Genomic DNA, 24,588 nt, shown 5'->3' on the forward strand with positions numbered 1-24,588 from the left:
CCTGTTAACGAGGATTTAGAAAAATGGGAAAGGTCACAGGATTTATGGAATTTGAGCGTTTGAAGGAAGCCAGTGAGGCTCCCGAAAAGCGCGTCAAGCACTACAAAGAATTTGTTATTACGCTGAACGACGACGAAGCCAAAATTCAGGGTGCGCGTTGTATGGATTGTGGCATTCCGTTCTGTAACAACGGCTGCCCGGTCAACAACATCATCCCCGACTTCAATGATCTTGTTTACAAGCAAGACTGGAAGGCGGCGTTGCACACTTTGCACAGCACCAACAACTTCCCCGAGTTTACGGGCCGCATTTGCCCGGCACCTTGCGAAGCTGCGTGCACCTTGGGCATCAACGAAGACCCAGTCGGCATCAAGAGCATTGAACACGCGATCATCGACAAAGGCTGGGAAAACAACTGGGTGGTGCCACAGGCGCCTGCTCAGAAAACCGGCAAGAAAGTAGCCGTGGTGGGTTCAGGCCCCGCAGGCATGGCTGCTGCACAGCAGCTGGCGCGTGTTGGTCACGATGTCACCGTGTTTGAGAAGAACGACCGCATTGGCGGTTTGCTTCGCTATGGCATCCCCGACTTCAAGATGGAAAAATTCCACATTGACCGTCGCGTGGATCAAATGCAGAAAGAGGGCGTGACCTTCAAAACCGGTGTGTTTGTGGGCGAGAAACTGGCAGAGGGCGGCATCACCAATTTGGCCAAAGAAACCATTACACCGAAAGAATTGATGGCGCAGTTCGACGCTGTCATTTTGACCGGTGGTTCAGAAGTACCACGCGACTTGCCCATCCCTGGCCGCCAGTTGAAAGGCGTTCACTTTGCAATGGAATTCCTGCCACTGCAAAACCGAGTGAATGCAGGCGACAAGTTGAAAGACCAAATCATGGCCACGAAGAAAAACGTGCTTGTGATTGGTGGTGGTGATACAGGTTCCGATTGTGTGGGTACATCCAACCGCCATGGTGCCAAGCAGGTTACGCAAATTGAATTGATGCCCCAACCACCCGAAGAAGAAAACAAGCCTTTGGTGTGGCCTTACTGGCCCATGAAAATGCGCACCTCTTCCTCACATGAAGAAGGTGTGGCACGTGATTGGGCTGTGACCACCAAAGAATTCATCGACGATGGCAAAGGCAATGTAAAAGCTGCCAAGTGTGCCAAGGTTGAATGGGTGAAAGACGACGCCACTGGTCAAATGAAAATGCAGGAAGTTGCAGGTTCAGAGTTCATGGTTGAGGCTGATTTGGTGTTGTTTGCCATGGGCTTTACCAACCCCGCAAAAAGCATTCTTGATGCTTTCGGTGTTGAGAAAGACAACCGTGGCAATGCAAAAGCCACCACCGATGGTGATGGCTGTTACCGAACCAACGTTGACAAAGTGTACGCTGCGGGCGACATGCGTCGTGGCCAGTCACTGGTGGTGTGGGCCATTCGCGAAGGCCGCCAGGCTGCACGTGAAGTGGACGAGTTCCTGATGGGCGCTACTGTATTGCCGCGTTAAGGCATCCTTTGCTATTCAGTCCTTGACGTTACCCTGAAAAAGGTTGACGTCAAGGTTGGTCCTAGGTAGGCATTGGTACTTGTGCTTGGCGCAAAACTCCGAACAAGCCTTGTGTTTCCTCACCAGGCCCGGCTGCGAAGTAAAGTGCATCGCTGTCACCCAGGCTGGCTCCATTTCCAAATTGCAAACCCCACAGACCAGGAATTTGCACTGGTTTGCCTACGGTGTCTCTCACCCAGTCCTCAAAGCGACCCGTCGCGATGTCATAGGCAGCAATTTTTCCCTTTCCGCCAAAGTTTCCAACCAAGAGTTTGTTGGACAATTTGCCGAATCCACTGGGGGCAATCGTCACTCCCCAAGGTGCGTTCAATCGTTTCCCATCAAAGACCTGAATCAAATATCCTTCCAAATCGTACATCACCACTTTGCCTCTGTTGGGTTTGTTGCCTTCGTGGGTGGAGTCTAGAGCATCTTCTTCGCCTGGCAGAAAAGCAGCAGGATTGGCTGGATCTGCCTGTGTTTTTGCATAGGCTACGAAAACAAACCAGCGCGATTGAACCTGCAAGGCCTGTACGTTGAACGGTGCGTAATCACCTGGCAGTACTTTGCCGTTTGGCCCGCTGGCAAATGGGTTCACGAAACCTTTTAATTCAACTTCCTCCCATTGGTCGTTGAATTGTCGCAACCTGGGGTTCTTGCCAAAGTCGGCTGCCCACAGGGTGGACCAATTGTCGGGGCGAAGCGCTATGCCGAAGAAAGCGGCACCGTTTGCTCTGTCATCAATCGTCACCACTGCGGGGCCATCTTCTCGGACTGGTTTGCCCGGGTTACTTGGGTCTCGTTCCGTCCAGCCAGAAATGACCCCAGTGTCTGTGGCGAACAGAAAACGCGCTGAACCGCTCAGTGAGATGGTTTGACCGTTCACAATCACAGCTTGGTTTTTGATCAAAAACTGATCACTGTTCAAATTTGCGCCGTTGAATACTGTGCCGGTGGAGAATCCACCTTCATCTGAGATGCCCGGTATTTCTACCAGCTTAAGATTGTCTTGTGTCAGCTGTCTCAGGGTGGGGTCTGGGGATTGGGTCACATCGCCCAGAAACTGATAAGAGTATCGACCCGCAGTCACCCAAAAATGGCCACCCGCTCCTGCTGGACGTATTGCAATTCCCCAAGCGTTTTTAAAGCCACCTGACTCAGCGAAGTTTGCCAGTTTTGGGGAGAACATTGCTCGACTGGCATCGTCAGCAGCCAGGTTGAACTGTTCATATTGATTGAGTACTTCCATCCAGCATCCTGATAGCGAAGCGAAGGCAGGTAGGGTAACGATGAGTTTTGAAAAGTCGCGACGTTTCATTGTGTGTCCATGGAGTAAAAATTAAAGTTGCTGGGTTAACTGGGGGCCCGTGATTGGTGACTGCATTATTTGGTTTCCTTGAGGGCATTGAATTGTTTGTCCCGCAAGCGGGCACCTTCTAGCTGGGATTCGAACAGCACTCCTCTGGCCTGACGAATGTTTCCATCCATTTTTTGATGAAGGTATTTACTGACGGCTTTGTGGTTGCTGCCCGCGTCCAGGTACTCTGCCAAACTCAGTACGCTGTGTTCCGAATTGAACTCGATGTTCTTCAGTCGTAGTAGGCTTAATTCAAGTTCGGCCTGGTCTTTACCGTATTCCCCGTCCAAGCGTTGCAGCACCTCCCCAACTTGTTTTAACTGGGTGAGTGTGTTTTGAGCATCGCTGCTGTTTACCGGGGGATTGTTGCTGAAAAGTGCACCATTTACCTCGTTTTTGGCAATCTGCAACAGCAATTCACGGTGCCGAAGTTTCTCCGACAACATTTGGCTTTTTGCAATCAAGGAATGCTTCACCATATCCTTCAGCCTCTGCTTGCCATTCTCTGTGGCCAGAAAGGCACGTAATTCTTTGTTTTTCAGCACTCGACCGCCGAGGTGTTGCCAAAGGCTCAACTTCTTGTTCAGGGGTGATTTCTTGTTGCATGACTGGGCGGTATGTCCCAAAAATTCCCGTAGCAATCTTTTCTGTGTGTTCAGGTACTTTAGGCAGGTGGTTGCCATATCGAACCCAGCGTGTTCGGTTCTCATATTTTCGGTTTCACCCAATGCTGTATGGTAAATGTTGGCAGTTTGCATACCGTGCAACTCAGTCATCAGTTTTCTGTCCACCCACGCATGGTCAGCGGCTGTTACACCGGTGTATTTGCTTTGTTTCCCGTGTCCGCGGAAGAAACTGAAGGAAGCAACCCCCATGGCCAGTGACCCAACAATTCCTACCGCAGTTAGAACGGCCAGACCGATCGGGTTGCTCGCAGCAGCAACTACACCTGCCGCAGCCACCCCCACTACCACCGCTTTGGTGACGGCGCTGGCCGCGTAAAGACCGCTACCCACCATGAAGGCTTTGTTCCAGCGCGCAAATCGCTTGAAGAATCCAATGCGTTTCTCACCTTGGCGAATAAGAAAACTGCGCAAGGTTTCAGACGCTTCACTGGCATTGCCAGTCCGCGTTAGCGCATCCGTTTTGATGTCTGCTTTCAGGTGTGCGAAGTCATGCTTCAGTTGTCGAAACTTGCCCATGGTTTTAATCGTAAAGAATGCACCCAAGGCTGTTGCAAAAAGACCCGCCAATGGACCAAGCACAAATGTGCCTGCAATCCCGAAACCTACGGCAGCACCAGCAGCAGTTGAACCAGTCTGTGCAGATTCACTGAGTGCAAAGAATCCCTTGCCTGTTAGCGCCCCTTTGATTCCGATGGATATTTTCAAGGCGAGGTCTGAGAGCGCCTTTAGTCCAATGGTCAGTCCGGAAGCAGCAGACATTGCACCGATTTCACGGTCTTTCCTGGTTTGCCGGATGGCTTGCGCTGTTTTGTCCAGACGCACCTCCTGCGCCTGAACTTGTGTTTTCAACAGCGTGTTTGAATCAAGACCGTGGGTTGTAGCTTGAAGTTGTGTAAGTTCTTCTTCTTGACCAAGGCGCAGGGCATTTAGTTCTTTAAGCTCATGGCCGCTGTGTTGCCACTCCTCAACCCCAGCCTTCACTGCCAAGGCTGCAAGCGGCAGCATCAGGGCACCTGCACTTGCCGCAGTTGCAAACTCTGTGACACCGCTTTCGGTCAGTTCCTTGCCCAAGTAACGAATGGGTTGCTCGCCCATCTGCGCAGCATTTTCCTTGAATGTAGCGGCCACAGTTTCAGGCCTGCCCTGAGCTACTTCGCTGAGATATTTGCTGGATGCAAAGGCCCCATGGGCTGCTTCGTCCAGGTCGATCACAATTCCGCCCCCGTGCTCATGCTCGTGGCTGTGGTGTTTTTCTGCCTTGCTTTTTGTGTTTTGAGAGTTGTTCGATGGCTGGCTGCGAGCCTTGCCTGGGCTCGATGAAGCCAATGGCGGCAGCAGGGATTCTTCGACATTGAATGCATTCAATGGATTGTCATCGCCCCGTGCATCAGGCTCCAAATTCAGGGTACGAACCAGTTCAAGGCGAGATTGCCCGGTGTGCTTTCTGGCTTGATGTTGTTGATCAAACGCCCTGAGTACTGCTTGCTTGGCCGATGTGACGGATTTATCCAAAGCTTGTTGAGAGACATGTCCCAACCTGCCATCGTTGGCGTTCAGATTGTAGGTGACTTGCGATTCTGCGCGCTGTAATGTGCTCGCCAGACCTTCCAAGACATGGCTGATCTTGTGTTGAAAATCATAACGCGACAGTGGTGGCGAAACGTCGCTTGGGAAGTAGGGGCAGGTAGACTGGCTCGGAAAAACCACGGCAACTCCTTATTGAATGAAAATCATTCTCATTCAATAATCGTTGCGTGTAAATCCCTTACTGTAGGTATGCCTGCCCCACTACGACAGCATTTTCAGCTATTCAGCATGGTGACATGGGGGAATGGAATCTCGATGCCAACTTTGTCAAATGCCGCCTTGATGCGCTTGTTGTACTCGCGGCGTACACCCCATTGCTCGCCCGGCAGCGTTTTAAAACGAACGCGAACAATCACAGCTGAATCAGCAAGTTCTTGCACGCCAAAGGTAGACATGGGTTCCGTAATCTTCGTGCCCCATTCCTTGTCTTCTGCCAATTCAGTACCCACTTTTTGCATGACTTGAATGGTTGCGTCGACTTCTTCTTTGTAGGCAATGCCCACATCAACTACAGCATAGGCAAAGTCCATGGTGGAGTTGGTGACCGAATCAATTTGACCGTTCGGAACAAAGTGCACATTGCCGTGCGCATCGCGAAGGCGAACGTAACGTAAAGTCACGTTTTCCACGGTGCCTGATTTTCCGCCAACTTCGATGAAGTCGCCTGCGCGAATCTGGTTTTCAATCAGCAGCACAATGCCGGTGAAGTAATCTTTCACCAGGCTTTGCGCGCCAAAACCAACTGCCAAACCCACCACACCGGCGGCGGCTAGCACTGGGGCAATTGAAATTCCAATGGTGCCCAGCGCAATCAATGCGCCCAGCAGCAAAATGACCACATTGGCCACGTACTTCAGCACGCGCATCAGGGTTTCAATTCGTTTTTGATCGTCCAGAGTGCTGCTGCTACGCGCCTGCATGCGTTTGCCCACGCGGTCGACTGCAGTTTTCACCAATCGTAGTACGGCAAGCGCTACGACGATGACCAGAATAAACTTTGTGGCCTGCAAACCAAGGTCCAGCAGTTTGGCTGGTTCGATGTATTTGAATAGGGTTTCGAGTTGTTCGTTCATGGTGCTCCCACTGCTTTAAAGAGCTCCCTATTGTACATGACTCAAAATACACAGCTATTTCAGTCCTGATTCGTGTCTGTCAGGGCGAGCCACTGACCCTTTGCGCCTTGTCAGCTTCATCGTTGTAAAACCGTGCAAGAAATTTTCCGGTGTGGCTGTTTGCGTTTTTTGCAATGTCCATCGGTGTGCCTTGCGCAATCAGCATGCCGCCATTGTCGCCACCCTCTGGGCCCATGTCGAGAACCCAGTCTGCACATTTGATTACATCCAGGTTGTGCTCGATTACCAACACCGTGTTGCCTTGTTCAACCAGCGGATTCAACACTTTCAGCAGCATCGCAATGTCGTGAAAGTGTAGGCCGGTGGTGGGCTCGTCCAGAATGTAAAGCGTTTTGCCTGTGTCGCGTTTCGACAGTTCAAGCGACAACTTCACGCGCTGTGCTTCACCGCCCGACAGCGTGGTGGCCGATTGCCCCAAGCGTATATACCCCAAACCCACATCAATCAGTGTTTGCAGTTTGCGCGCAATGTTGGGCACCGCCGAGAATACCTCCAGCGCCTGTTCAACGGTCAACTCCAATACCTCGGCAATGCTTTTTCCGCGGTACAAGATTTCCAGCGTTTCACGGTTGTAGCGTTTGCCGTGGCACACGTCGCAAGGCACATACAGGTCAGGCAAAAAGTGCATTTCCACTTTCACCACGCCATCGCCCTGGCAGGCTTCGCAGCGGCCACCCTTCACGTTGAACGAAAAGCGGCCCACATCGTAGCCACGCTCACGCGATGCCGGTACACCCGCAAACAATTCGCGAATCGGTGTGAACAAGCCTGTGTATGTGGCTGGGTTGCTGCGTGGCGTGCGGCCAATGGGGCTTTGGTCAACCGCAATTACTTTGTCGAAATGTTCAAGCCCGCTGATGTGGCTATGCGGCGCGCCTTCCTTGTGCGCGCGGTTCAATTGGTGCGCGGCTTCGGCCAATAAGGTGTCGTTGATCAGTGTTGATTTGCCTGAACCGGAAACACCCGTGACACACACAAACAGACCCACGGGAATGCTGGCGCTTACGTCTTTCAAATTGTTGCCGGTGGCATTGTGAATGGACAGCATGCGTGCCGGGTCGGGTTTGCGCATGGGGCTTAAGCGTTCAATTTTCCGCTTGCCGTTCAGGTACTGACCAGTTAGCGATTCGGGGCTGGCCAGAATTTCTGCAGGCGTACCTTGCGCAACAATTTGGCCGCCGTGTTCGCCCGCGCCGGGGCCCATGTCCACCACGTAATCTGCGCAGCGAATGGCGTCTTCGTCGTGTTCCACCACCAGCACGGTGTTGCCCAAATTCTTCAGGCGCAACAGGGTTTGTATCAGCCTGTCGTTGTCGCGCTGGTGCAAACCAATGGAGGGTTCATCGAGAACATACATTACGCCGGTCAGTCCGGAACCAATTTGACTGGCCAGTCGAATGCGCTGGCTTTCGCCGCCGCTCAAGGTATCGGCGCTGCGGTTCAGCGTCAAATAGTTCAAGCCCACGTCGTTCAAAAACTGCAGACGTGCCTTGATTTCCACCACAATTTTGTCGGCGATCTGCCCTTTCGCGCCATGCATCTGCATGGCCTCGAAGTAGTTCAGCGCTTTGTGAATCGGCAGCTCGGTAACCTGGTGCAAGGCTTTGCGGTGTTCGTGCTCGCCAATGAATACATGGCGTGCGCCGGTTTTCAGGCGTGAACCCTGACAGGCCTGGCAACTGCGCACCGCCATTAGCTTGCCCAGTTCGTCGCGCACAGCTGAAGAATCGGTGTCGCGGTGGCGGCGGGTGAGGTTGGGCAATATGCCTTCAAAGGCATGGGTTTTGGCAACTGGCTTGCTGCGTTCGCTTAAGTAAGTAAACGTGATCTGTTCGCTGCCAGAACCATACAACACCACTTGTTGCACATCTTCCGGCAACTCGTTCCAGGGCGATTCCGGATCAAACCCGTAGTGGGCTGCCAGGCTTTGAATCATTTGGTAGTACAGGGCGTTGCGCCTGTCCCAACCGCTGATCGCGCCCGCGGCCAGTGAAACATCTGGATGGGCCACCACGCGCAGCGGGTCGAAAAAGGTTTCATGGCCCAAGCCATCACACACCGGGCAGGCACCGGCCGGGTTGTTGAACGAGAACAAACGGGGTTCAAGCTCGGTCAGGCTGTAATCACACACCGGGCAGGCAAATTTGCTGGAAAACACGGTTTCTGTATCGGTGTCCAGATTCACGGCAATCGCTTTGCCATCGCTTAAGCGCAATGCGGTTTCAAAACTTTCAGCCAAGCGCTGGCGGGCGTCCACGCGCACCTTCAAGCGGTCGACCACCACGTCCAGGTTGTGTTTGTGGTGCTTGTCCAGCGGTGGCAGTTTGTCCAGTTCCAGAATTTCGGGGGCGTCCTGTGGGCCTTTTTTCAGACGAATGCGCACAAAGCCTTGGGCGCGCAGGTCGTTCAGCAAATCGACATGCTCGCCTTTGCGCTGGTTCAGCACGGGCGCCAAAATCATGATGCGGGCCTCTTCCGGCCAGCCCAGCACCGTGTCCACCATTTCTGAAACCGTTTGCACGCTCAGTTCCATGTCGTGTTCAGGGCAGCGGGGCGTGCCGGCACGGGCAAACAGCAGGCGCAGATAATCGTGAATTTCAGTCACAGTGCCCACGGTTGAACGCGGGTTGTGGCTGGTGGCCTTTTGCTCGATGGAAATGGCCGGGGAAAGCCCCTCGATCAAATCGACATCAGGCTTTTCCATCAATTGCAAGAACTGGCGGGCATACGCCGACAAACTTTCAACATAGCGGCGCTGGCCTTCGGCATACAGGGTGTCGAAAGCCAGGCTTGATTTGCCCGACCCGGATAGCCCGGTCAGCACCACGAGGGAATCGCGGGGCAGGTCAAGCGAAATGTTTTTCAGGTTGTGGGTTCTAGCGCCACGAATGCGAATGGAGTTCATGCGGTACAGCAAATGGAATCAGCGGCCAACCTGATACTATAGACGGTTTCCCGGATCAACACATCTACACGGGTTGTTCAAGCCCTTGAATTTCAATAACACATGAGCCGTAACACCGCCCCCGATGCTTTCAAAATGTTGCCCGCCGAGCGCAAAGCCGCTGTGTGGCTAGCCAGCATTTATGCATTGCGCATGTTTGGCATGTTCATGATCCTGCCGGTGTTTTCCCTGCATGCAGCAGGCATGCCAGGGGGCGACAACTTAAGCGTGGTGGGCCTGGCCATGGGCATTTATGGGCTGGCGCAGGCCTGCATGCAAATTCCACTGGGCTGGGCTTCCGACAAAATTGGCAGAAAGCCCATCATCATTGGCGGTTTGCTGTTGTTTGCCGTGGGTTGCTGGTTGGGTTATGTGGCCGAAACGGTCGAGCAGCTGGTGTGGGCACGCGCGCTACAAGGGGCAGGGGCCATTTCAGCCGCTTTGTCGGCCTTGCTGGCCGATGTAACCCGCGATGAAGTGCGTTCAAAAGGCATGGCCATGATTGGCGCATCCATCGGGATTACCTTTGCCCTGTCGCTGGTTTTTGCGCCAATTCTGTACAAGTTTCTTGGGCTCAGTGGTTTGTTTGGCATCACTGGGGGGCTCAGTATTCTGGGCATTGGGGTGGTGATCTGGCTGTTGCCCACCCCGAATTTGGCGGATCAGGAGGCCAAGCTGAAAGGCAGCTTTGCAGATGGCTGGGCTGTGTTAACTCAGCCCGACCTGCTGCGCTTGAATTTGGGTATTTTTACCTTGCACCTGACCCAAATGTCCTTGTTTGTGGTGGTGCCCAGCCTGCTTCTCCGTGGCCTGGAATTGCCGCTCGAAGAACACTGGAAAGTGTACTTGCCTGTGGTGTTGGGCTCGTTCCTGCTGATGGTGCCACTGATGGTGTGGGCCGAGAAAAAAGCAAAAACCAAACTGGTGAAGTTGGGCGCAATTGGACTGATGGGGGCGGTGTTGCTAGGGCTGGCGTTGTTTGCAGAACAAGGCTGGGCCGTGGTTGTGTTGCTGTTGGCTTACTTCGTGGGCTTTAATTTGCTCGAGGCTACCCTTCCCTCGTGGGTATCACGAGTGGCACCCCTCAGTCACCGGGGTTTGGCTTTGGGTGTATATAATACTTCTCAAGCGTTGGGGCTTTTTGCCGGTGGCGCGCTGGGTGGTTTGGCCTTTCGCCATTTGGGTGCGCAAGGCGTGTTTGAAGGCGTGTTGTTGTTGGTTGTGTTGTGGTTTTTGTTGGCTGTGGGCATCAAAGCCCTGCCCCCGCGAGCATCAACGGCGGCTGCAGCACAACAGGCACCCGTCGATGGCTCAATCAGTCACACTTAGCCAGCCCCACTTAAATGCATTTCAATACTCATTTCAAGAATTTAAGGAGCATTTCATTCCATGGCCTCAGTAAACAAGGTAATTCTGGTTGGTAATTTGGGCAAAGATCCCGATGTGCGCTATCTACCCGATGGCGGTGCCGTGGTGAACCTGGCCTTGGCCACGTCCAGCAACTGGAAAGACAAAAACACAGGTGAAAAACGCGAAGAAACCGAATGGCACCGCGTGGTCATTTACGGTCGCCTGGCTGAAATTGCAGGTGAATACTGCAAGAAAGGCCGCTCCGTGTACATTGAAGGGCGCCTGAAAACCCGCAAGTGGCAAGACCAGTCGGGTGTGGACAAATACACCACTGAAATTATTGCGGATCAAATGCAGTTGCTGGGTGGTCGTGAAGGCGGCGGCGGTGGCGGTGGTTCGTCCATGGGCGGTGGTGATGACTTTGATCAGTCACCTGCACCAAGCCGCAGCTCAGGTGGCAGTTCAGGCGGTGGCAGCAGCATGCGTTCGTCTGCGCCCGCACCGCAGCGCTCGGCACCTCAAAGCGTGGCCGATCTGGACGACGATATTCCGTTTTGATTGGGATAAAAGTATTATTTTGGCAGTCAGGAAACCCTATCGAGCTGATCGCTTGGTGGGGTTTTTTTAATAGGGACTTGGTTTAACGTGGCAAGCGTTAACAACTAAGCTCTAAAAGCCTTGTTGATGGAGCAAACTAAATGCCCACAGACAAATCGTCGTTGCAATTTCAGGGGGACCTCGGTCGCTCCCCCCGTGGGACACAATTCCGAAAATGGGCCTCCAGTACGCTTGCAGCCGATTACGAGCCATCGCTTAATCAAACTAACCAGTTCCATTCAAAACAAACTGCATTTTGCCTGTTCAGGCAAGACAGCAGCAGAGCTCATTTACGAGTGAGTGGATGCCAATCAACCCGACATGGGGTTACGTACTTTCAAGGGAAGTGAGGTTCGGAAGGCTGATGTAACTGTTGCCAAGAATTATTTGAGTGAAGCTGAAATCGTAGAATTGAATCGGATTGTCAGTATGTGGCTGAATTTTGCTGAAGACCAGGCGATGCGGCGTAAGCAAGTATTCTTGCGTGATTGGCTTGAGAAGCTTGAGCAGTTTTTAAAGTTTAATGATCGCGACGTGCTACCAGATGCTGGACGAGTGGGTAAACATCAGGCTGAGAAAAAAGCCTACGCTGAGTATGATCACTACGCTTTACAGCAGCGCGCCCATAAAGAACTACGCGGGGCGCAGGACATTGACACATTGTTGAAATGGCAACGAATTCAGCGGTGATTGCGGTGTGCGTGTCAACTTAGTATGCTTGTTGCACCAACCATTGCAGCAGAGGTTTGTCATGAAGTACCGTTTTTCCCTCTTGGCCTGCGCGAGCGCAGCCTTGCTGATTTCTCCTTTGCAGGCCGAACCCATACTGCCCAAAGAACACCCGCTGGTGGGTTTGTGGCGCATCAATTTACCCGAGCAAAACTGTTCTGAAATTTACGACATTCGTACCGACGGCACTGCACAAATTCTCAGTGGCGGACAGGTGGTTCAAACCCGGTATGACATCAGCCTGCGCCCCGACGAGCAAGGTTTCTACAAGTGGGTTGACACGGTGATTCAGGTCAACAGCGAAGCCGATTGCATGGGCAATGTGGTGCCCAACGGCAATGTGGCCACCAACTACATCGTGATGCATGTGTCGGGCGCGAAATTCATGATGTGCCAGAAGGCTGAACTGGATACCTGCTTTGGTCCATTTTTGAAAGAAGAAGGAATTTAAACCCATGCCCCATGTCACCTTGCTGGCCCAGCAAGCAAAAGCAGTTCAGGTTCGCAATATTTTTTGTATTGGCCGAAATTATGCGGCCCACATTGCCGAACTTGGCAACCGCCCGGAAGAAGACCCCGTGGTGTTTATCAAACCCACCTCGGCCTTGCACCCGCCGGGCACGCCCATTGTGCTGCCCGCGCATTCACGCGATGTGCATTACGAAGCCGAACTGGTATTGCTGGTGGGGCAGGGTGGCAAGAATATTCCTGAAGACAAGGCATTGAGCCACATTGCAGGTTATGGGCTGGGCCTGGACCTGACCGCACGTGATTTACAAACCAAAGCCAAGCAAGGTGGTTTGCCTTGGGCGGTGGCCAAGGGCTTTGACTGTGCAGCCACGGTGACGCAGTTTGTTCCGGCCGAGTACATTGAACAAGTCCATCACATTGAATTCCAGATGCACCTGAACGGGCAACCTCGTCAACATGGCGACACACGTAAAATGCTGTTTTCCATCCCTTTCATCGTGCATTATTTAAGCGAGGTATTTACCTTGCAGGAGGGCGATTTGATTTTCACCGGAACGCCGGAAGGCGTTGGGGCACTGAATAGTCAAGATGCCGTGCGCTTGTTACTGCCGAACTGGATTGATACTGAATTCTTGGTGAGTTGAATTCATTGATTAACAACCATATGTTTGAAATATGGCAATTGGTTTGTAAATTATGATTTATGTTTTGTGAAAATTATCCTGAAGCATAAGCATAATACTTAACACTTTTTTCTTTGAATCATTAATCACGCGCCAAATTGGTTTGCTTCTTGATGTATCAGGCATTTTTTTTCCTCTATAAAGTGCAGATTGCCGATTAAAAAATCCTTTTTTATCAAGGGTTTGTGTCGGCAGGTTGCCCGCGTGTTGTTGCCGCAGGCAGTTTGTAAGCCACATTGCATTGAGCGAAAGTCACATCATGAGTAATCTAGCCGTACCCCCCAAGTTCATTTTCCACACCACCTTTTTATTGATCACCGCATTCACTGTTCAAGCAAAAGTTTCTCAAGCCCAAGTGTTTGAACCAATTTGTCAGGTCAGCATTTCAAGCGGATTTTGCAAGAAAGAAAGTCCTTCCACCGGCTTGCTGGTGCCACAGGTTCCAGAACCATCTGTTTATCAGGCCAGCGATTTTTCTACCTTTGAGCGACCTTTCTCTGTGAATTCGCTGTGGAATATTCGTCCTCGACAGGTTGCATTTGGCAATGTCGTCATTCCGGAATCCACGTATTACCCAATGGTCGGTACTGGCAAGTACTCCAGCAGAGCGTTTCTGGCCAGTCCAAATGATGCGTCTGTTACCGTTTATCCACCCGCGGGCTCCATGGGTGTTTGGGATCCGGACGCGGAGATGAACCGTGCCTCGGTGACAATTCCCCATTGGCCAGCCGAGACAGTTCCTGCCAGCGGAACAGACGGGCACGCAGACATTGTTGATGTTGAAAGCGGGATCATCCATTCTTTCTGGCAGTTAAGAAACACCGATGGACGCTGGACTGCGGTTCAGTACGCCTGGTCCCGTCTTGACGGGCGCGGATGGGGCGATGGCGTGCATTATTTTCAGGGTGCGCGGGCTGCGGGAATTCCGCCCATGGCAGGGCTGATCAGAAAGCACGAAATCAACGATGGGGCAAGCCAGTACAACCATGCGCTGTCCATGTCGCTAACTTACAATGGCATGTCAGAGTACGAGCAGTATGTATTTCCGGCCACTTCGGGTGACCGCACCTGGAAGGACAACACGGGGCGAATTCCAACCGGCGCCCTGATGATGTTGCCGCCCACATTTGACGCCACAAAAATCAGCAACCTTGATTTGCGAAAGGTGGTCAACACACTGAAAACTTACGGTGCTTACGTGGTGGACAGAAACGTGGGCACTCCTTTTTACATTTATGTTGAAAATGGTTCAGACTTCAACCTTCATAAGGGGGGCTGGAATTCTGCTGTGGCCAACGATTTGCAACGCATTCGGGCGGCCTTGCGGCAGGTGACCTATGCCAGGGACTGGGTGAACAGCCAGGGCGAAGCAGTGGCTTCGCTGGCCCCGCTGAACATGGCGTCGATGCGCGGTCCATGGCGCCCGATAGTGCAGGGAGAAACGTTTCCTGTTTTCGAATCGGCGTTGCAAAGTGTGGTGTTTGGTCCAACAAACAAAGCCTACACGGCGGAAAGTTCGTCAGACCGGGCCATTTCCCGGGTCAAGTGGGCCAAGCCTGTCAAGGGCAGGCTCTATGAGTTCCGGGTTGAGGCAAGCAATGGCGGCCGCGCCTACCTGCGGTATTGGGGCGGGGGCGTTCAACAGTTCCATTCCCGGGCCTTAAGCAATGGTGAAACCTACCGTTTCCGCTGGCCCACGGTGGACGGCGCGTCCATTCTGGGTGTGGTCAGTGGCATTGGCGAAAAAACCGTGATTCGTGCGATCTTGAACGAAGTGCCCGAATAATTTGGCACTCCCTGTGTTGAGTCAGGGGGCTATTTGGGTTCGTTGTCCCGTTTGGAGCGAACCCAGGTGGTTTGTCTGCGAAACAGAAAACCAGCATACACCGACAGTTTGGACAGCATGTAAACCGGTACCCGCAACAGGTCACTGCCAGACACCACAGACCGGCCAAATTTGTACCAGGCCAAAGCAACCGATGCGACCGTGATCAACATGCCAATCACGCTGATTGCCAGTGCCCATGCGCTGCCAAGCCAAGCCCAATAAACACCGGCCACCATCAGCCAGGCCATGTTCAGCATGACCAACAAAGCCAAGGGTGGAATGCAAAGATCCAGGGCCAAGAAAAACAGGTTCAAGTCTCGGTTCAGCAATGCCCTGCCCAAATTGGGCAAACCTTCGTTCCTGATAATTGCCAGGTGACCGTGTTCCCAGCGCTCGCGCTGCGAACGCACGCCCTCCTCATTGGCCGGGAAGGTGCTGCTGACCACCGCCTGTTCGCAAAACACGGGTGCGTATCCGCGTGCTGCCAATGCGATTCCCAGTTTCATGTCTTCCACAATTTCGCCAGTGGCCAAAGGCGCCTGTTGCAATACGCGCCATGGAAAGGCCATACCAGATCCGGTCAGTTGGCAGGGCAGCCCGAACCAATGAAGCCCGCGCGCGCGAACATGGTTTTTGACCAGCCACGCGAATTCGGCAATTCTCGATTTAACTGATTGCGGGCTTGGGCTTTTCATCAGATAAAGCGCCTGGGCCGGGCGTTGTGTTTGTGTGGACAGTTCGGCCATGCGAGCGATTGCACCGGGCTCCGGGATGCAGTCGGCATCCAGGATGATGACCGTGTCGGGTGGGCTCGCTTTCAAATGCTGAATTCCAAAATCAAGGGCATAGCCCTTGCCGCGCCGTGTCGGGTCGCTTCGCTCGATCACCTCGGCCCCCTCGGCTTTCGCCACCTGTGCCGTGTCGTCACTGCAGTTGTCAGCCACCACAAGAACACGCAATCCCGCAAGGCTTTGTGAGTGAATAGCGCGCAATGTGGGAATCATGTTTGTTGATTCATTGTGGGCCGGAACAAGAACAGCAAGCCGCCTGCGTGCAGCTGTTCTTTGGCGAGGTTGCGCCTTTCCCGGCCAACAGGCGGCCACAACCTGCATGCCGAACCACAGCGCGAGCAGGGTCAGCAAGATGGCGGGCAGGGCAACCAGCATGTTCAGGATCCACATCACAGTGTTTCGCCCCCTGTTGCATGTTCCTGACCCTGCGGTGTTGTAAACAGCGTGGCCAGTTTGCCTGCTTCGGTCAGGATGTGGTGCTGTTCCAGCACAGCACGCTGCGCATTGTCTCCAAGTTCGCGCAGCGTGCCTTCGTCTGCCTTCAGGCAAGTTTCCATCAGCATTGCCAATTCATTCACATCGCCTGCCGGGCACAAGAATCCGTTTACACCGGGAATCACCAGTTCGGGCATGCCGGCAATGTAAGTGCTGATGACAGGGCGTTTCAATGCCATGGCTTCCATCACCACAACCGGCAAGCCTTCTGCAAAACTGGGCAACACCATCGCCCGTGATTTCAATATCTCTTGCCGCACTTGCTCGCTGCTGATCCAGCCGGTGATCTGCACGTTGTTGCGAAGGTCCAGTTGGTCGATTCGCCGCTCAATTTCTGGGCGCATTTCTCCGTCACCGGCCAGCACCAGTTGAAAGTCCATGCCCTGTTCTTTCAACTTCGCAGCCGCTGCCAGCAAAATCAGCTGCCCTTTCTGTTCACACAAACGCCCCACACAGACAAGTCGCGGTTCGCTGGGAAATGCATTGGGCAAATTGCGGTGAAAGTCCGCTTCGATGCCACAGCGGACTACCTTGACCTTGTTCCAGTTGGTCTGGGGAATCCAGCGGTAAATCTGGCTGCGGCAATAGGAGGTGATGGCCACAACAAAGGCGCAATGCTCAACTTTTGTGCCCAGTCCAATGAATTCGGGCTTGTCAAATTCTTCGGGGCCATGCACGGTGAAGCTGTAGGTGGGGCCGCCGAGCAGGCGAATCATCATGGCCACCTCGGTGGAATTGGCGCCAAAGTGTGCATGCACATGCCCAATGTTTTCTTTGCGCAACCATTGCAATGCCTTGCAGGCTTCCAGCAGGTACATCAGGTGAAAAGGCAAAGGGCGGTCGGCTCGAATGCCCATGGAAAAAGCGGTTCGCAAGGCCTTAAAAAAAAGGCGGGGTCGCTCAATGAACACGGCAACACTGGCGCCGACAAGACCGAACAAACCGTTCTGAAGCAGGTAAAAGGTTTTCTGCCGCTCGGTTTCATCGACGGGGTCCGCGACCGGGTTGTTCCAACCCCGCACGGACAGCCGACCAATGTGAAGCCCCAACGATTCGAGCGCAAGAATCTCGCGCCGAATGAAGGTGTGACTTACTTTGGGATACTGATTGATCAGGTAGGCAACCTTGTTCGTGTTCATGCGCTTCGCATTCCCCTGTGAATAAATTTGCTTTTCAGGTAGGCAAGAAAAATCGGTTCAATGCTGTCGGGCCTGTTGCTTAGAATCCAAAGCAAGCCCTGCACACCCATTTGCATAAGCAGCCCCGCGCCAATCATTGCGAGCAACCAGAAGGCTTGTAACAGGCTGGAGTTGCCAATCGATTGCCAGGGTGGTGTTTGCAAGGCATACAGCACAGGGTAAACAAGTGCACACGACAGCACGGTGCGCCAGTTCAGCCACAACTGCTTTCGAATGGACAGGCCGGTGACTTTTCCCGCAATTGCGAAATACAACAGCAGATCGAGCAGGGCCGAGGCGCCCCGCCCAAGCAGCAAACCATAAAAGCCACCGGCGTAAAGCCCGATGGTCATGAAAGCGGCGCGACCTGCAATGGAGACCAGGTTTCTATAAAATGCGAGCCGTGTGTTCAGTGTGGCCATTGCAACCGACAGGCCCACGCCGCCGATGGCTTCCAGACACAAAGCAAGCACCAGAACACGGAACACATCAATGACGTCAATCCATTTTGGCCCCAGGGCCAAATCAATCAACGGTGAAGCCAGTGCGCTGGTGATGCTGGCCACGGGTAAAAAAATCAGGGTGACCAGGCTTTGTGTTTTCAGGTAGGCCTTGTTCAATTCAAGGGGGTTGTGCGAGTGTGCGCGAAGGCTGGGCGACACAACGCGAAGCGCTGCGCCAAGCGTGTCGGTAAACAACACGGTGGACAGACGCGTGGCCAGTGAATACACACCCGTGACACTGGGGTTGAACATTTTACCAACCACAAATTGATCCAGCTTGATGTTCAGTGTTTTCACAAAATTGGCCAGAGAAAGCCACATGGAAAATCCCCAGAGTTCGCGCACCTTGCTCAAGGTCAGTGCCGGTTTGAACGGGTAACACCAGTACGAAACCACCAGCCCGCAAATTTGCGTGGCCAGGGTGCCCAACACCAAGGCCCAGTAGTTCCGTAGCTGGTAAGCAACGATCACGGTGACCACAAAGCCGGCAATCTTCTGGCTCAGCCCGAGTAAAAACTCTTTCTTGAAATCAAGGTCGCGGACAAGCAGGGCCATTTTCGGGTTGAGCATGGCCCCGAGAAACAGTGAAAGACTGGATACGTATGCGATATCCACAAGACGTGGGTCGTCATAGAATTCGGCAATGCCCGGTGCGATCAGAACCACCAGTGAACACAGCACAAAAGCGCGTATCAGGTTCAGGGTCCACGTGGTGCTGAAGTGTTCGTCGTCCACCCTGGGAAGATGAATGAGCACAGAAATCATCTGAAGTTCAGTGACGGCAGCCAGCAGGGTGAGCGCAGCCTCGACCAGCACCACCAGACCATAATCTTCAGGCTCCAGCAAGCGGGCCAGGATCAGCATGCTGGCCAATCCGATCAGTGCAGACAATCCTTTGCCAGCCACCATCAGGTAGGCACCGCGAAGTGATTTTGCGTTCATGGGCGAAGTCTGCTTGATGTGGCCTGGCACGCCGCAGCATAGAAAGCACCCGCCACTGCCCAGTAGTACCAGTTGTAGGCCAGGTAGTCGACCACGTTGTCCGAAGCGTTCAAGGTAAGGTAAGACAGAATCATTCCCAGGTAGACCAGTGCGGTGAAGCGGTCGTGCCGGATCAAAGCGAATGCCTTTTGTATCTGGACCAGAAAGAAGACCGAGAAGACACTGACCGCCAGTACCCCGCCGTCGAAAAAGCGTTCAACAAATACATTGTGGGCACCATAGTGGGTGCCACCAGAAAGCGGGAAAAATTCGGGGGAGTAATGATAAAAACCACCGATCCCGTACCCCAGCAAATAGCGCGAAGTATCCATCCAGTTCAGGCCGCTTTCCCAGATGTATTGTCGCCATGCAAACGAGTTGAGCTTGCCGTAGTTTGCCACCTCATTGCCACTGAACAAGTCAACAATGCGTTCCTGAACCTCTGGGGTCAGTGCTGCAAGCAAAAGGCCAAGGAACAGCCACAACAAGGTTTTTCTGGAAAACACCACGCCGTAGGTTAGTGCAATTAACGTCAGCGCCACCCAGGCACTGCGTGTTTGGGTCAGCACGATCGATACCAACAGCAATACAAACAGCACGGAGTGTGTTGCTGACTCCAGCCACCCCGGTTCGCTCTCGCCTGGGCCTGCGGATGTTCGTCGCAGGTAGACCAGCGCAATCAAAACCAGCAAACAATAAAAGGCGAAAATGTTGGGGTGGGTGAATGTGGCGGCCAGGCGACCTTCAGCCGCCAGCGATCCGGTGGCAAACTGGTACAGGCCCACGGCAATGGGCAAGGCCGAGGACATCACGACAACCCGAAGCAGGGTGCGCAGCTTTTTTTCCTCGAACAGAATCATGCCAATGGTGAAGACCGAAAAATAGCTGATGAAGCCAATCAGGCGTTTCAGTGCCGCAAGGGTATCGGGTGCATAGGTCACGCCGAAAACCATCACCAGAAGCGGAAGTGCCCACAACAAGATGCTTTGCTTCAGTCTGACCTTGTCACCCTGAATGGATATCATCACTGCACAGGCAACCAGCAGCATGTTGAGCAATGCACCCAATCCGAAACTGGATGAAAAGCGCGCCGATTCCAGAACCGGGTCAAGTGCACAGCGTGTGCCGATCAGCACATAAAACAACAAACGCGGATTCACAAACAGCAACAGGCCAAGCGGAATCAGCAAGGGCGTTCCGAGCATCAATACCATGTGTTCGCCAAATCTGTTCGCGTACAAACCTACCGCCGCCCCAAACAGCAACAAGGCTGCAACTCCGGCGATTAGCCCCAGCCCATATAAAAACTGGTTTGAATGTGTTGCGAAATTCATCTGTTGCATCTAAAAGTCCAGCAAAACAGACCCCAGAACTTTCCCCCCGTGTCGCTGCAAGTTGTCGCTCAGGTGTGTCAGTTCAGCGACTTTGGTGTGGTTTTGTCGGGTCACCATGATGGATGCATGGGATCGCATGGAGATCGCAGTTGCATCGGCGTAAATCAGCGCAGCAGGGGTGTCCAGAATAAGGATGTCGAAATAGTTGGTGAATTCGGTCAGCAGGTTCGCAAAGGCACCTTGCGAAAGCAGTTCCTGCGGGTTGGGCGGCAAGGGGCCCGAAGGCAGAATAAAAAGATTGTTTATGCCATTGACGGGCAGAAAAAAGTTGAAAGAACTTTTGTCTTGAAGCAGGGAGGACAGCCCACGCCGGTTGGGCACGCCAAAGTATGCATGAAGCCTGGTATTGCGAAAATCGGTGTCGATCAGCAGGGTTTTGTGGCCAAGTTGCGAAAATGAAACTGCCAGATTGGCCGCAACGTAACTGCGGCCCTCGCCACGCCGTGGACTGACGACAGACAGAATTTTTGCATTCTCATCCGCTTCATACCAGCCCAGCAACAATTCGGTGCGCAATTCGCGGAATGATTCTGCTCCCGGCCCGAAGGGGTCATAGGCTGTCACAAGGTCTTCGGAAATCTTGCTGCTGCCTCTTTTGAGAACTGAATAGTCAAATTGCGAGGCGATTGCAAACTCCACGTCTTCCCGGCTGAGCAGGCCCATCGCAATGCCCGTTTCACCAAACAAAAGACCGTTGTCTTTTTGCCTGCGGTGTATTTCCTCGGCAGCCTCTGGGCTAAGCCGTCCAGACCTTACCAGAATGTGTCCAATAGACTGCGAGGTATCGCCTTCCACGTGGGTAATCTGTGGGGTTTCCAGATTGTTTCTGACTTTCATGGTGTGGTTCACCTTTGGGTGTAGTTCAGTTGACGCATTCCACGGTTTGCACGGCTTGTAGAAATCTTGGCAAGTGCAGGAATACCCATCGAGCGTAGATCGGAAGCAGACCGCACGCGGTGATCAAGAAATTCCATGGCGAAGGCAAGAGCCAAGCCAAGCAATAGCCCAAACAGTGAGGCGCTGATTCCGATGATCAACATTCCCGGGGCGCGTGGCCGGGTTGGCACACTGGCCTCACTGACCAGAAAGGTATTGGCGGCGGTTTGTTTGCTGGAAATTTCCGACATGCTGGTTCGGGAAGCCAGTAGTTCGAACTGCTTTTTCGCTGCTTCAAGGTCGCGTTGTAATGTCGCTGCCAAATCGCGGTTTTCAGCAAGTTTCAGAATGGTTGCTCGTTGTGTTTCCAGCGCATTCCGAATGGATGCTTCCTGGGCGGCTGACGCTCGTGCACTGGCCTGCAGCGTGGCATTGCTTCGACGGATTTCGGTGTCAACACTGCTTTGCAGTGCGTCTACTTCGGCTTTCAGGCGAATGTATTCCGGGTGGTTGCTGCCAATCCTCGAAGACGCTTCAGCCAGCGTGGATTGTTTTTGTTGGAGTTGCGTTCGCATTGTGTTGAGCACTGTGTTGCTGCCAAGGTCTTGCAGCAAACCCTGTTCGCCTGAGCTGCTTGCCCTTCCAGCCTGTTCGGCACGCTTGTTTTGTGCTTGCGTCAGGGCGCTTGATAGTTCAGCCAGCCTTGCATTTTCCACATCAATTTGATCGTCGGTCGCAATGACGATTGCACGTTCTTTCTGAAATTCGGACAATTTCGTTTGTGCCTCAATCAGTTCTTCACGCGCTTCCTGAAGCTGCTCTTCATACATCTTTGTGTAGGCCTTGGCTGGCGCGGTGCTCATGTCGCTGGAGGTGTTGATGTAAGCCTGGGCGATGCCATTGGCCAGGTCTGCGGCAAGCTGTGGCTCGTTGCTTAGCGCCGTAATGTTCAGGGAATTACTTTCTTTGCCCGGAGAAACCTTTACGCTGTTTTTGACGTGCGCAGCCAGCCACAGCCCGAAGTCGGGCCGGTTCTCGCCGATTATTTCCCATTCAGCCCGCAAAGTCTCGTTGTTTTGAAGATCAAGCAGCGAGATTGTTTGTTCGATCACCCGCCCGGATGCGGCCAATTCCGCCTGGGTGTTCATGAAGGCGGGCGATGTGAATGGAAGTCCTGCGTTGGCCAGTCCAGCATCGGGTGATCTCACATCCACCACCAGCGTGGCGTCCGCTTTGTACTCATCTGGCAGCAGAAAACTAGTCACCAGCGCACCTGTTACCACAATGCAAAAGGTAAGCAGTATGACTCGAATGCGGGCCTTGAAAATCAAAAGTAGTTGCTCAAGGTTCATGGGTATTGTCCTGTCTGTCTGGATTAGAAAAAGCTTTGTTTGAAAAACAAGGTGTCATTGTCCAGCAGGGGCTGATCAAGATCGGGCGCGATCACGACTTCCTTGCCCGTCTTGTCTTTCCTGTAAATCCGAATGCCCTGCTGGGAGCCACGCGGCGTCAACCCACCAGCCTGCGCCAGTGCCTGCCGGACAGTCATGTTTGCTTCGATCTTGTACACGCCGGGCCGCAGCACTTCTCCGTATACGTAGTACTGGGGTGCCTTGTCCACGTAGATCGTGTCGCCACCGCGCACATACACGTCCAGCGAATCATCGCCTTGCAGAAACACTTCCCGCAGATCAACAGTTTTCTGAAACGGTTTGCCGTCGCGCTTGCCTTTGATTACAACGATGTCGCCACCGTTGAGGCTGACAGCCGGGGCAGACTGGATGATGCCACCTGCCAGGCTTAGTGCATCTGTTAGCCTTGTGTTTCGCGAGTCCAGTGCGTAACGGCCAGGCTTTGTCACAAAGCCAAGCACTGCAATTTGGGAGCTGCGCATTTCAAGGGGCAAAATCGAGACTTGGGGGCTTACAACAAATTTGCCGTCGCTCAGGCGTTTTGCAATGGCCATCTCGGCTTGCCGAACCGTGAGGTCACCCACTGACACGGCACCAACCAGCGGGAAGGTGATCTCCCCGTTCTCGGACACGCGCCGTTCCCCGTCAAAATCAGGGTTTTGAAAAACGCTGACCCTGATCAGGTCGCCGCCACCGAGGCGGTAATCCTCGCCTTGCTCGTTTGCATGGACGGGGGTTAGTGTGACAAGAAGTATGATTAAAAATAAGATCCGGTTCATTGTTGGGTTCCTCCTTATTGGGTGTGAGGCCATGGTTTGTCAATGCTCATACTTGACGAATACGTTCATCGAGTGTGCTGTGTAGTCCAGGTTTGGCAGGGAGCTGTCTCTGTCCCTCTGGCGCAGATTTGCCCCCAGCTTCAACCTTGGGTCCATCTGAAACTCCAGCCCGATTCGGCTCTCTTTCAGGCGTTCCGTGCGGGGCACGGTACTGAATCCGTCTGTACCGTTGAACTCCAGGTTCTGTGGCATGTAGCCCAGTTGAAGAAAAAGCTTGCTGGTCAATTCCATTTGCATGCCCAACCCCACTTGCCTGGCCAATGCATCCGAGTTGGTGGCATCGGACACGCCCACGAGCTGCTTGCCCACCATCAGGTCAAAACTCGTTTTCACTGTTGGTTCGTAACGCATGGCCACCCGGTAGTTGGTGCCTGAAAAATCTCTTTGTGGAAGTTCGTCATGTTGCCTGTCCACCGAAGAAAGCGAGAGCGTGAGCATTGTTATTTTTGAATAATTCCAGCGGGTCAGCCATTCAACTTCGGATTGATCAAAGTTGTTGGACACGGTTTGCCCAGGTCCGATGATTTGCCGCGATGGAAAGAAGCCGCTGGATTGTTTGAGCAGAATCGCCGACGAACTGCCAGAGGACGGTTGGTAGGCCAGACCAATGTAGCCAGACTGATCGTCTCGATTCAAGCCGTTCAATAGGGCGTCGTTGTTGTCACTTGCACCTTCGAAACGGGTTTCTGTGCGTTTGTACTCGCTCAGTACCGCGTAGTTGGCATGAAAATTCCAGGTGAGCGACGCCAGTTCGGTGTCTTGTTTTCGAACAGTTGCTGACACCAGCCCCGTTTGAATAGGAGCTTGATCGGACACGGCCCCTTTTTCTACAGCGGCGAGAATTGTCTTTCCAATCTCGGAGTCCCAGCGCAAGCGATAGGCATATCCATCGGTGTTGCGTTCGGTAAATCGCTGGTGGCGTGTGTCACTAAGGGACATAAGCCCCGAGAACTTTTGGCGGCTCAATTGAGCATTAAAAAGTGTGCCCAGTGCAAGGCGTTTGACCTGGTCGGACTGCGGTTCGGGCCCATCACCTTCATCACTTCTGTTCAGCAGATTTGAATCATAGGTGTAGTCCACTCTGGCAAACGGCGCAAACCCCGGATCGTCTTCTGACGAAGCACCATAAACAGGGTTGGCGGCCAAGGTAGCCGAGGTATAACACAGCAGCGTCAAAAGTGGTTTGCTGCCATATCGCCACGCG

The 24,588-nt window shown here is 53.2% G+C and carries 19 protein-coding genes; 7 read left to right on the forward strand and 12 right to left on the reverse strand.

What is annotated here, in order from left to right:
- The first annotated feature begins 23 nt into the window (after window positions 1-23).
- Window positions 24-1,511: a glutamate synthase subunit beta gene (locus tag V7028_RS05735; RefSeq protein ID WP_334119137.1), complete on the forward strand. Its 1,488-nt coding sequence runs from the start codon at window positions 24-26 to the stop codon at window positions 1,509-1,511.
- Between the two features lie 61 nt (window positions 1,512-1,572).
- Here the strand turns inward: V7028_RS05735 and V7028_RS05740 are convergent, their stop codons facing one another.
- From V7028_RS05740 to uvrA, 4 genes are all read right to left on the reverse strand, one after another.
- Complete coding sequence (locus V7028_RS05740; RefSeq protein WP_334119138.1) at window positions 1,573-2,799, reverse strand: TIGR03118 family protein; 1,227 nt, start codon at window positions 2,797-2,799, stop codon at window positions 1,573-1,575.
- Between the two features lie 134 nt (window positions 2,800-2,933).
- Window positions 2,934-5,300, reverse strand: coding sequence for a hypothetical protein (locus V7028_RS05745; RefSeq protein ID WP_334119139.1), 2,367 nt, complete (start codon window positions 5,298-5,300; stop codon window positions 2,934-2,936).
- 95 nt (window positions 5,301-5,395) lie between these two features.
- Window positions 5,396-6,253, reverse strand: coding sequence for a mechanosensitive ion channel family protein (locus V7028_RS05750; RefSeq protein ID WP_334119140.1), 858 nt, complete (start codon window positions 6,251-6,253; stop codon window positions 5,396-5,398).
- Window positions 6,254-6,332: 79 nt separating this feature from the next.
- Complete coding sequence (uvrA, locus tag V7028_RS05755; protein WP_334119141.1) at window positions 6,333-9,218, reverse strand: excinuclease ABC subunit UvrA; 2,886 nt, start codon at window positions 9,216-9,218, stop codon at window positions 6,333-6,335.
- 102 nt (window positions 9,219-9,320) lie between these two features.
- On the opposite strand from uvrA, the gene V7028_RS05760 reads away from it, so the two are divergent.
- The 6 genes from V7028_RS05760 (at window position 9,321) to V7028_RS05785 (ending at window position 14,873) form a co-directional block, all read left to right on the forward strand.
- Entirely contained in the window at window positions 9,321-10,586 is a 1,266-nt protein-coding gene (locus V7028_RS05760) for an MFS transporter (protein WP_334119142.1), read from the forward strand.
- Window positions 10,587-10,646: 60 nt separating this feature from the next.
- Window positions 10,647-11,165 (forward strand): single-stranded DNA-binding protein, encoded by a 519-nt coding sequence (gene ssb, locus V7028_RS05765; protein WP_334119143.1) that lies wholly within the window; start codon window positions 10,647-10,649, stop codon window positions 11,163-11,165.
- Window positions 11,166-11,504: 339 nt separating this feature from the next.
- Window positions 11,505-11,894, forward strand: coding sequence for a RhuM family protein (gene rhuM, locus V7028_RS05770; RefSeq protein ID WP_334119144.1), 390 nt, complete (start codon window positions 11,505-11,507; stop codon window positions 11,892-11,894).
- 61 nt (window positions 11,895-11,955) lie between these two features.
- The gene (locus tag V7028_RS05775; protein ID WP_334119145.1) at window positions 11,956-12,384 is read left to right on the forward strand and encodes a hypothetical protein; all 429 of its coding nucleotides are present in this window, start codon (window positions 11,956-11,958) and stop codon (window positions 12,382-12,384) included.
- Between the two features lie 4 nt (window positions 12,385-12,388).
- The gene (locus V7028_RS05780) at window positions 12,389-13,048 is read left to right on the forward strand and encodes a fumarylacetoacetate hydrolase family protein (protein WP_334119146.1); all 660 of its coding nucleotides are present in this window, start codon (window positions 12,389-12,391) and stop codon (window positions 13,046-13,048) included.
- Window positions 13,049-13,346: 298 nt separating this feature from the next.
- Window positions 13,347-14,873, forward strand: a complete 1,527-nt coding sequence (locus tag V7028_RS05785) for an Atrophin-1 multi-domain protein (RefSeq protein WP_334119147.1) — start codon at window positions 13,347-13,349, stop codon at window positions 14,871-14,873.
- Between the two features lie 29 nt (window positions 14,874-14,902).
- On the opposite strand, the gene V7028_RS05790 is transcribed toward V7028_RS05785, so the two are convergent.
- The 8 genes from V7028_RS05790 to V7028_RS05825 are packed head-to-tail and all read right to left on the reverse strand — an operon-like array spanning window position 14,903 to window position 24,560.
- Complete coding sequence (locus V7028_RS05790; protein ID WP_334119148.1) at window positions 14,903-16,096, reverse strand: glycosyltransferase family 2 protein; 1,194 nt, start codon at window positions 16,094-16,096, stop codon at window positions 14,903-14,905.
- A complete protein-coding gene (locus V7028_RS05795; RefSeq protein ID WP_334119149.1) occupies window positions 16,096-17,340 on the reverse strand; it encodes a glycosyltransferase in 1,245 nt (414 codons plus the stop codon). The genes V7028_RS05790 and V7028_RS05795 overlap by 1 nt, the downstream gene beginning before the upstream one ends.
- The gene (locus V7028_RS05800) at window positions 17,337-18,824 is read right to left on the reverse strand and encodes a lipopolysaccharide biosynthesis protein (RefSeq protein WP_334119150.1); all 1,488 of its coding nucleotides are present in this window, start codon (window positions 18,822-18,824) and stop codon (window positions 17,337-17,339) included. Before V7028_RS05800 ends, V7028_RS05795 begins: the two co-directional genes overlap by 4 nt.
- Complete coding sequence (locus tag V7028_RS05805) at window positions 18,821-20,206, reverse strand: O-antigen ligase family protein (protein ID WP_334119151.1); 1,386 nt, start codon at window positions 20,204-20,206, stop codon at window positions 18,821-18,823. The genes V7028_RS05800 and V7028_RS05805 overlap by 4 nt, the downstream gene beginning before the upstream one ends.
- The gene (locus V7028_RS05810) at window positions 20,207-21,094 is read right to left on the reverse strand and encodes a polysaccharide biosynthesis tyrosine autokinase (protein ID WP_334119152.1); all 888 of its coding nucleotides are present in this window, start codon (window positions 21,092-21,094) and stop codon (window positions 20,207-20,209) included.
- 8 nt (window positions 21,095-21,102) lie between these two features.
- On the reverse strand, window positions 21,103-22,485 hold the full coding sequence (locus tag V7028_RS05815; RefSeq protein WP_334119153.1) for a GumC family protein: 1,383 nt from the start codon (window positions 22,483-22,485) through the stop codon (window positions 21,103-21,105).
- Between the two features lie 23 nt (window positions 22,486-22,508).
- On the reverse strand, window positions 22,509-23,324 hold the full coding sequence (gene epsE / locus V7028_RS05820) for a polysaccharide export protein EpsE (RefSeq protein ID WP_334119154.1): 816 nt from the start codon (window positions 23,322-23,324) through the stop codon (window positions 22,509-22,511).
- A 39-nt stretch (window positions 23,325-23,363) separates the two neighbouring features.
- A complete protein-coding gene (locus V7028_RS05825; protein WP_334119155.1) occupies window positions 23,364-24,560 on the reverse strand; it encodes an outer membrane beta-barrel protein in 1,197 nt (398 codons plus the stop codon).
- Window positions 24,561-24,588: the final 28 nt, after the last annotated feature.

The sequence above is a fragment of the Limnobacter sp. genome (assembly GCF_036846585.1).
Lineage (GTDB): Bacteria > Pseudomonadota > Gammaproteobacteria > Burkholderiales > Burkholderiaceae_B > Limnobacter.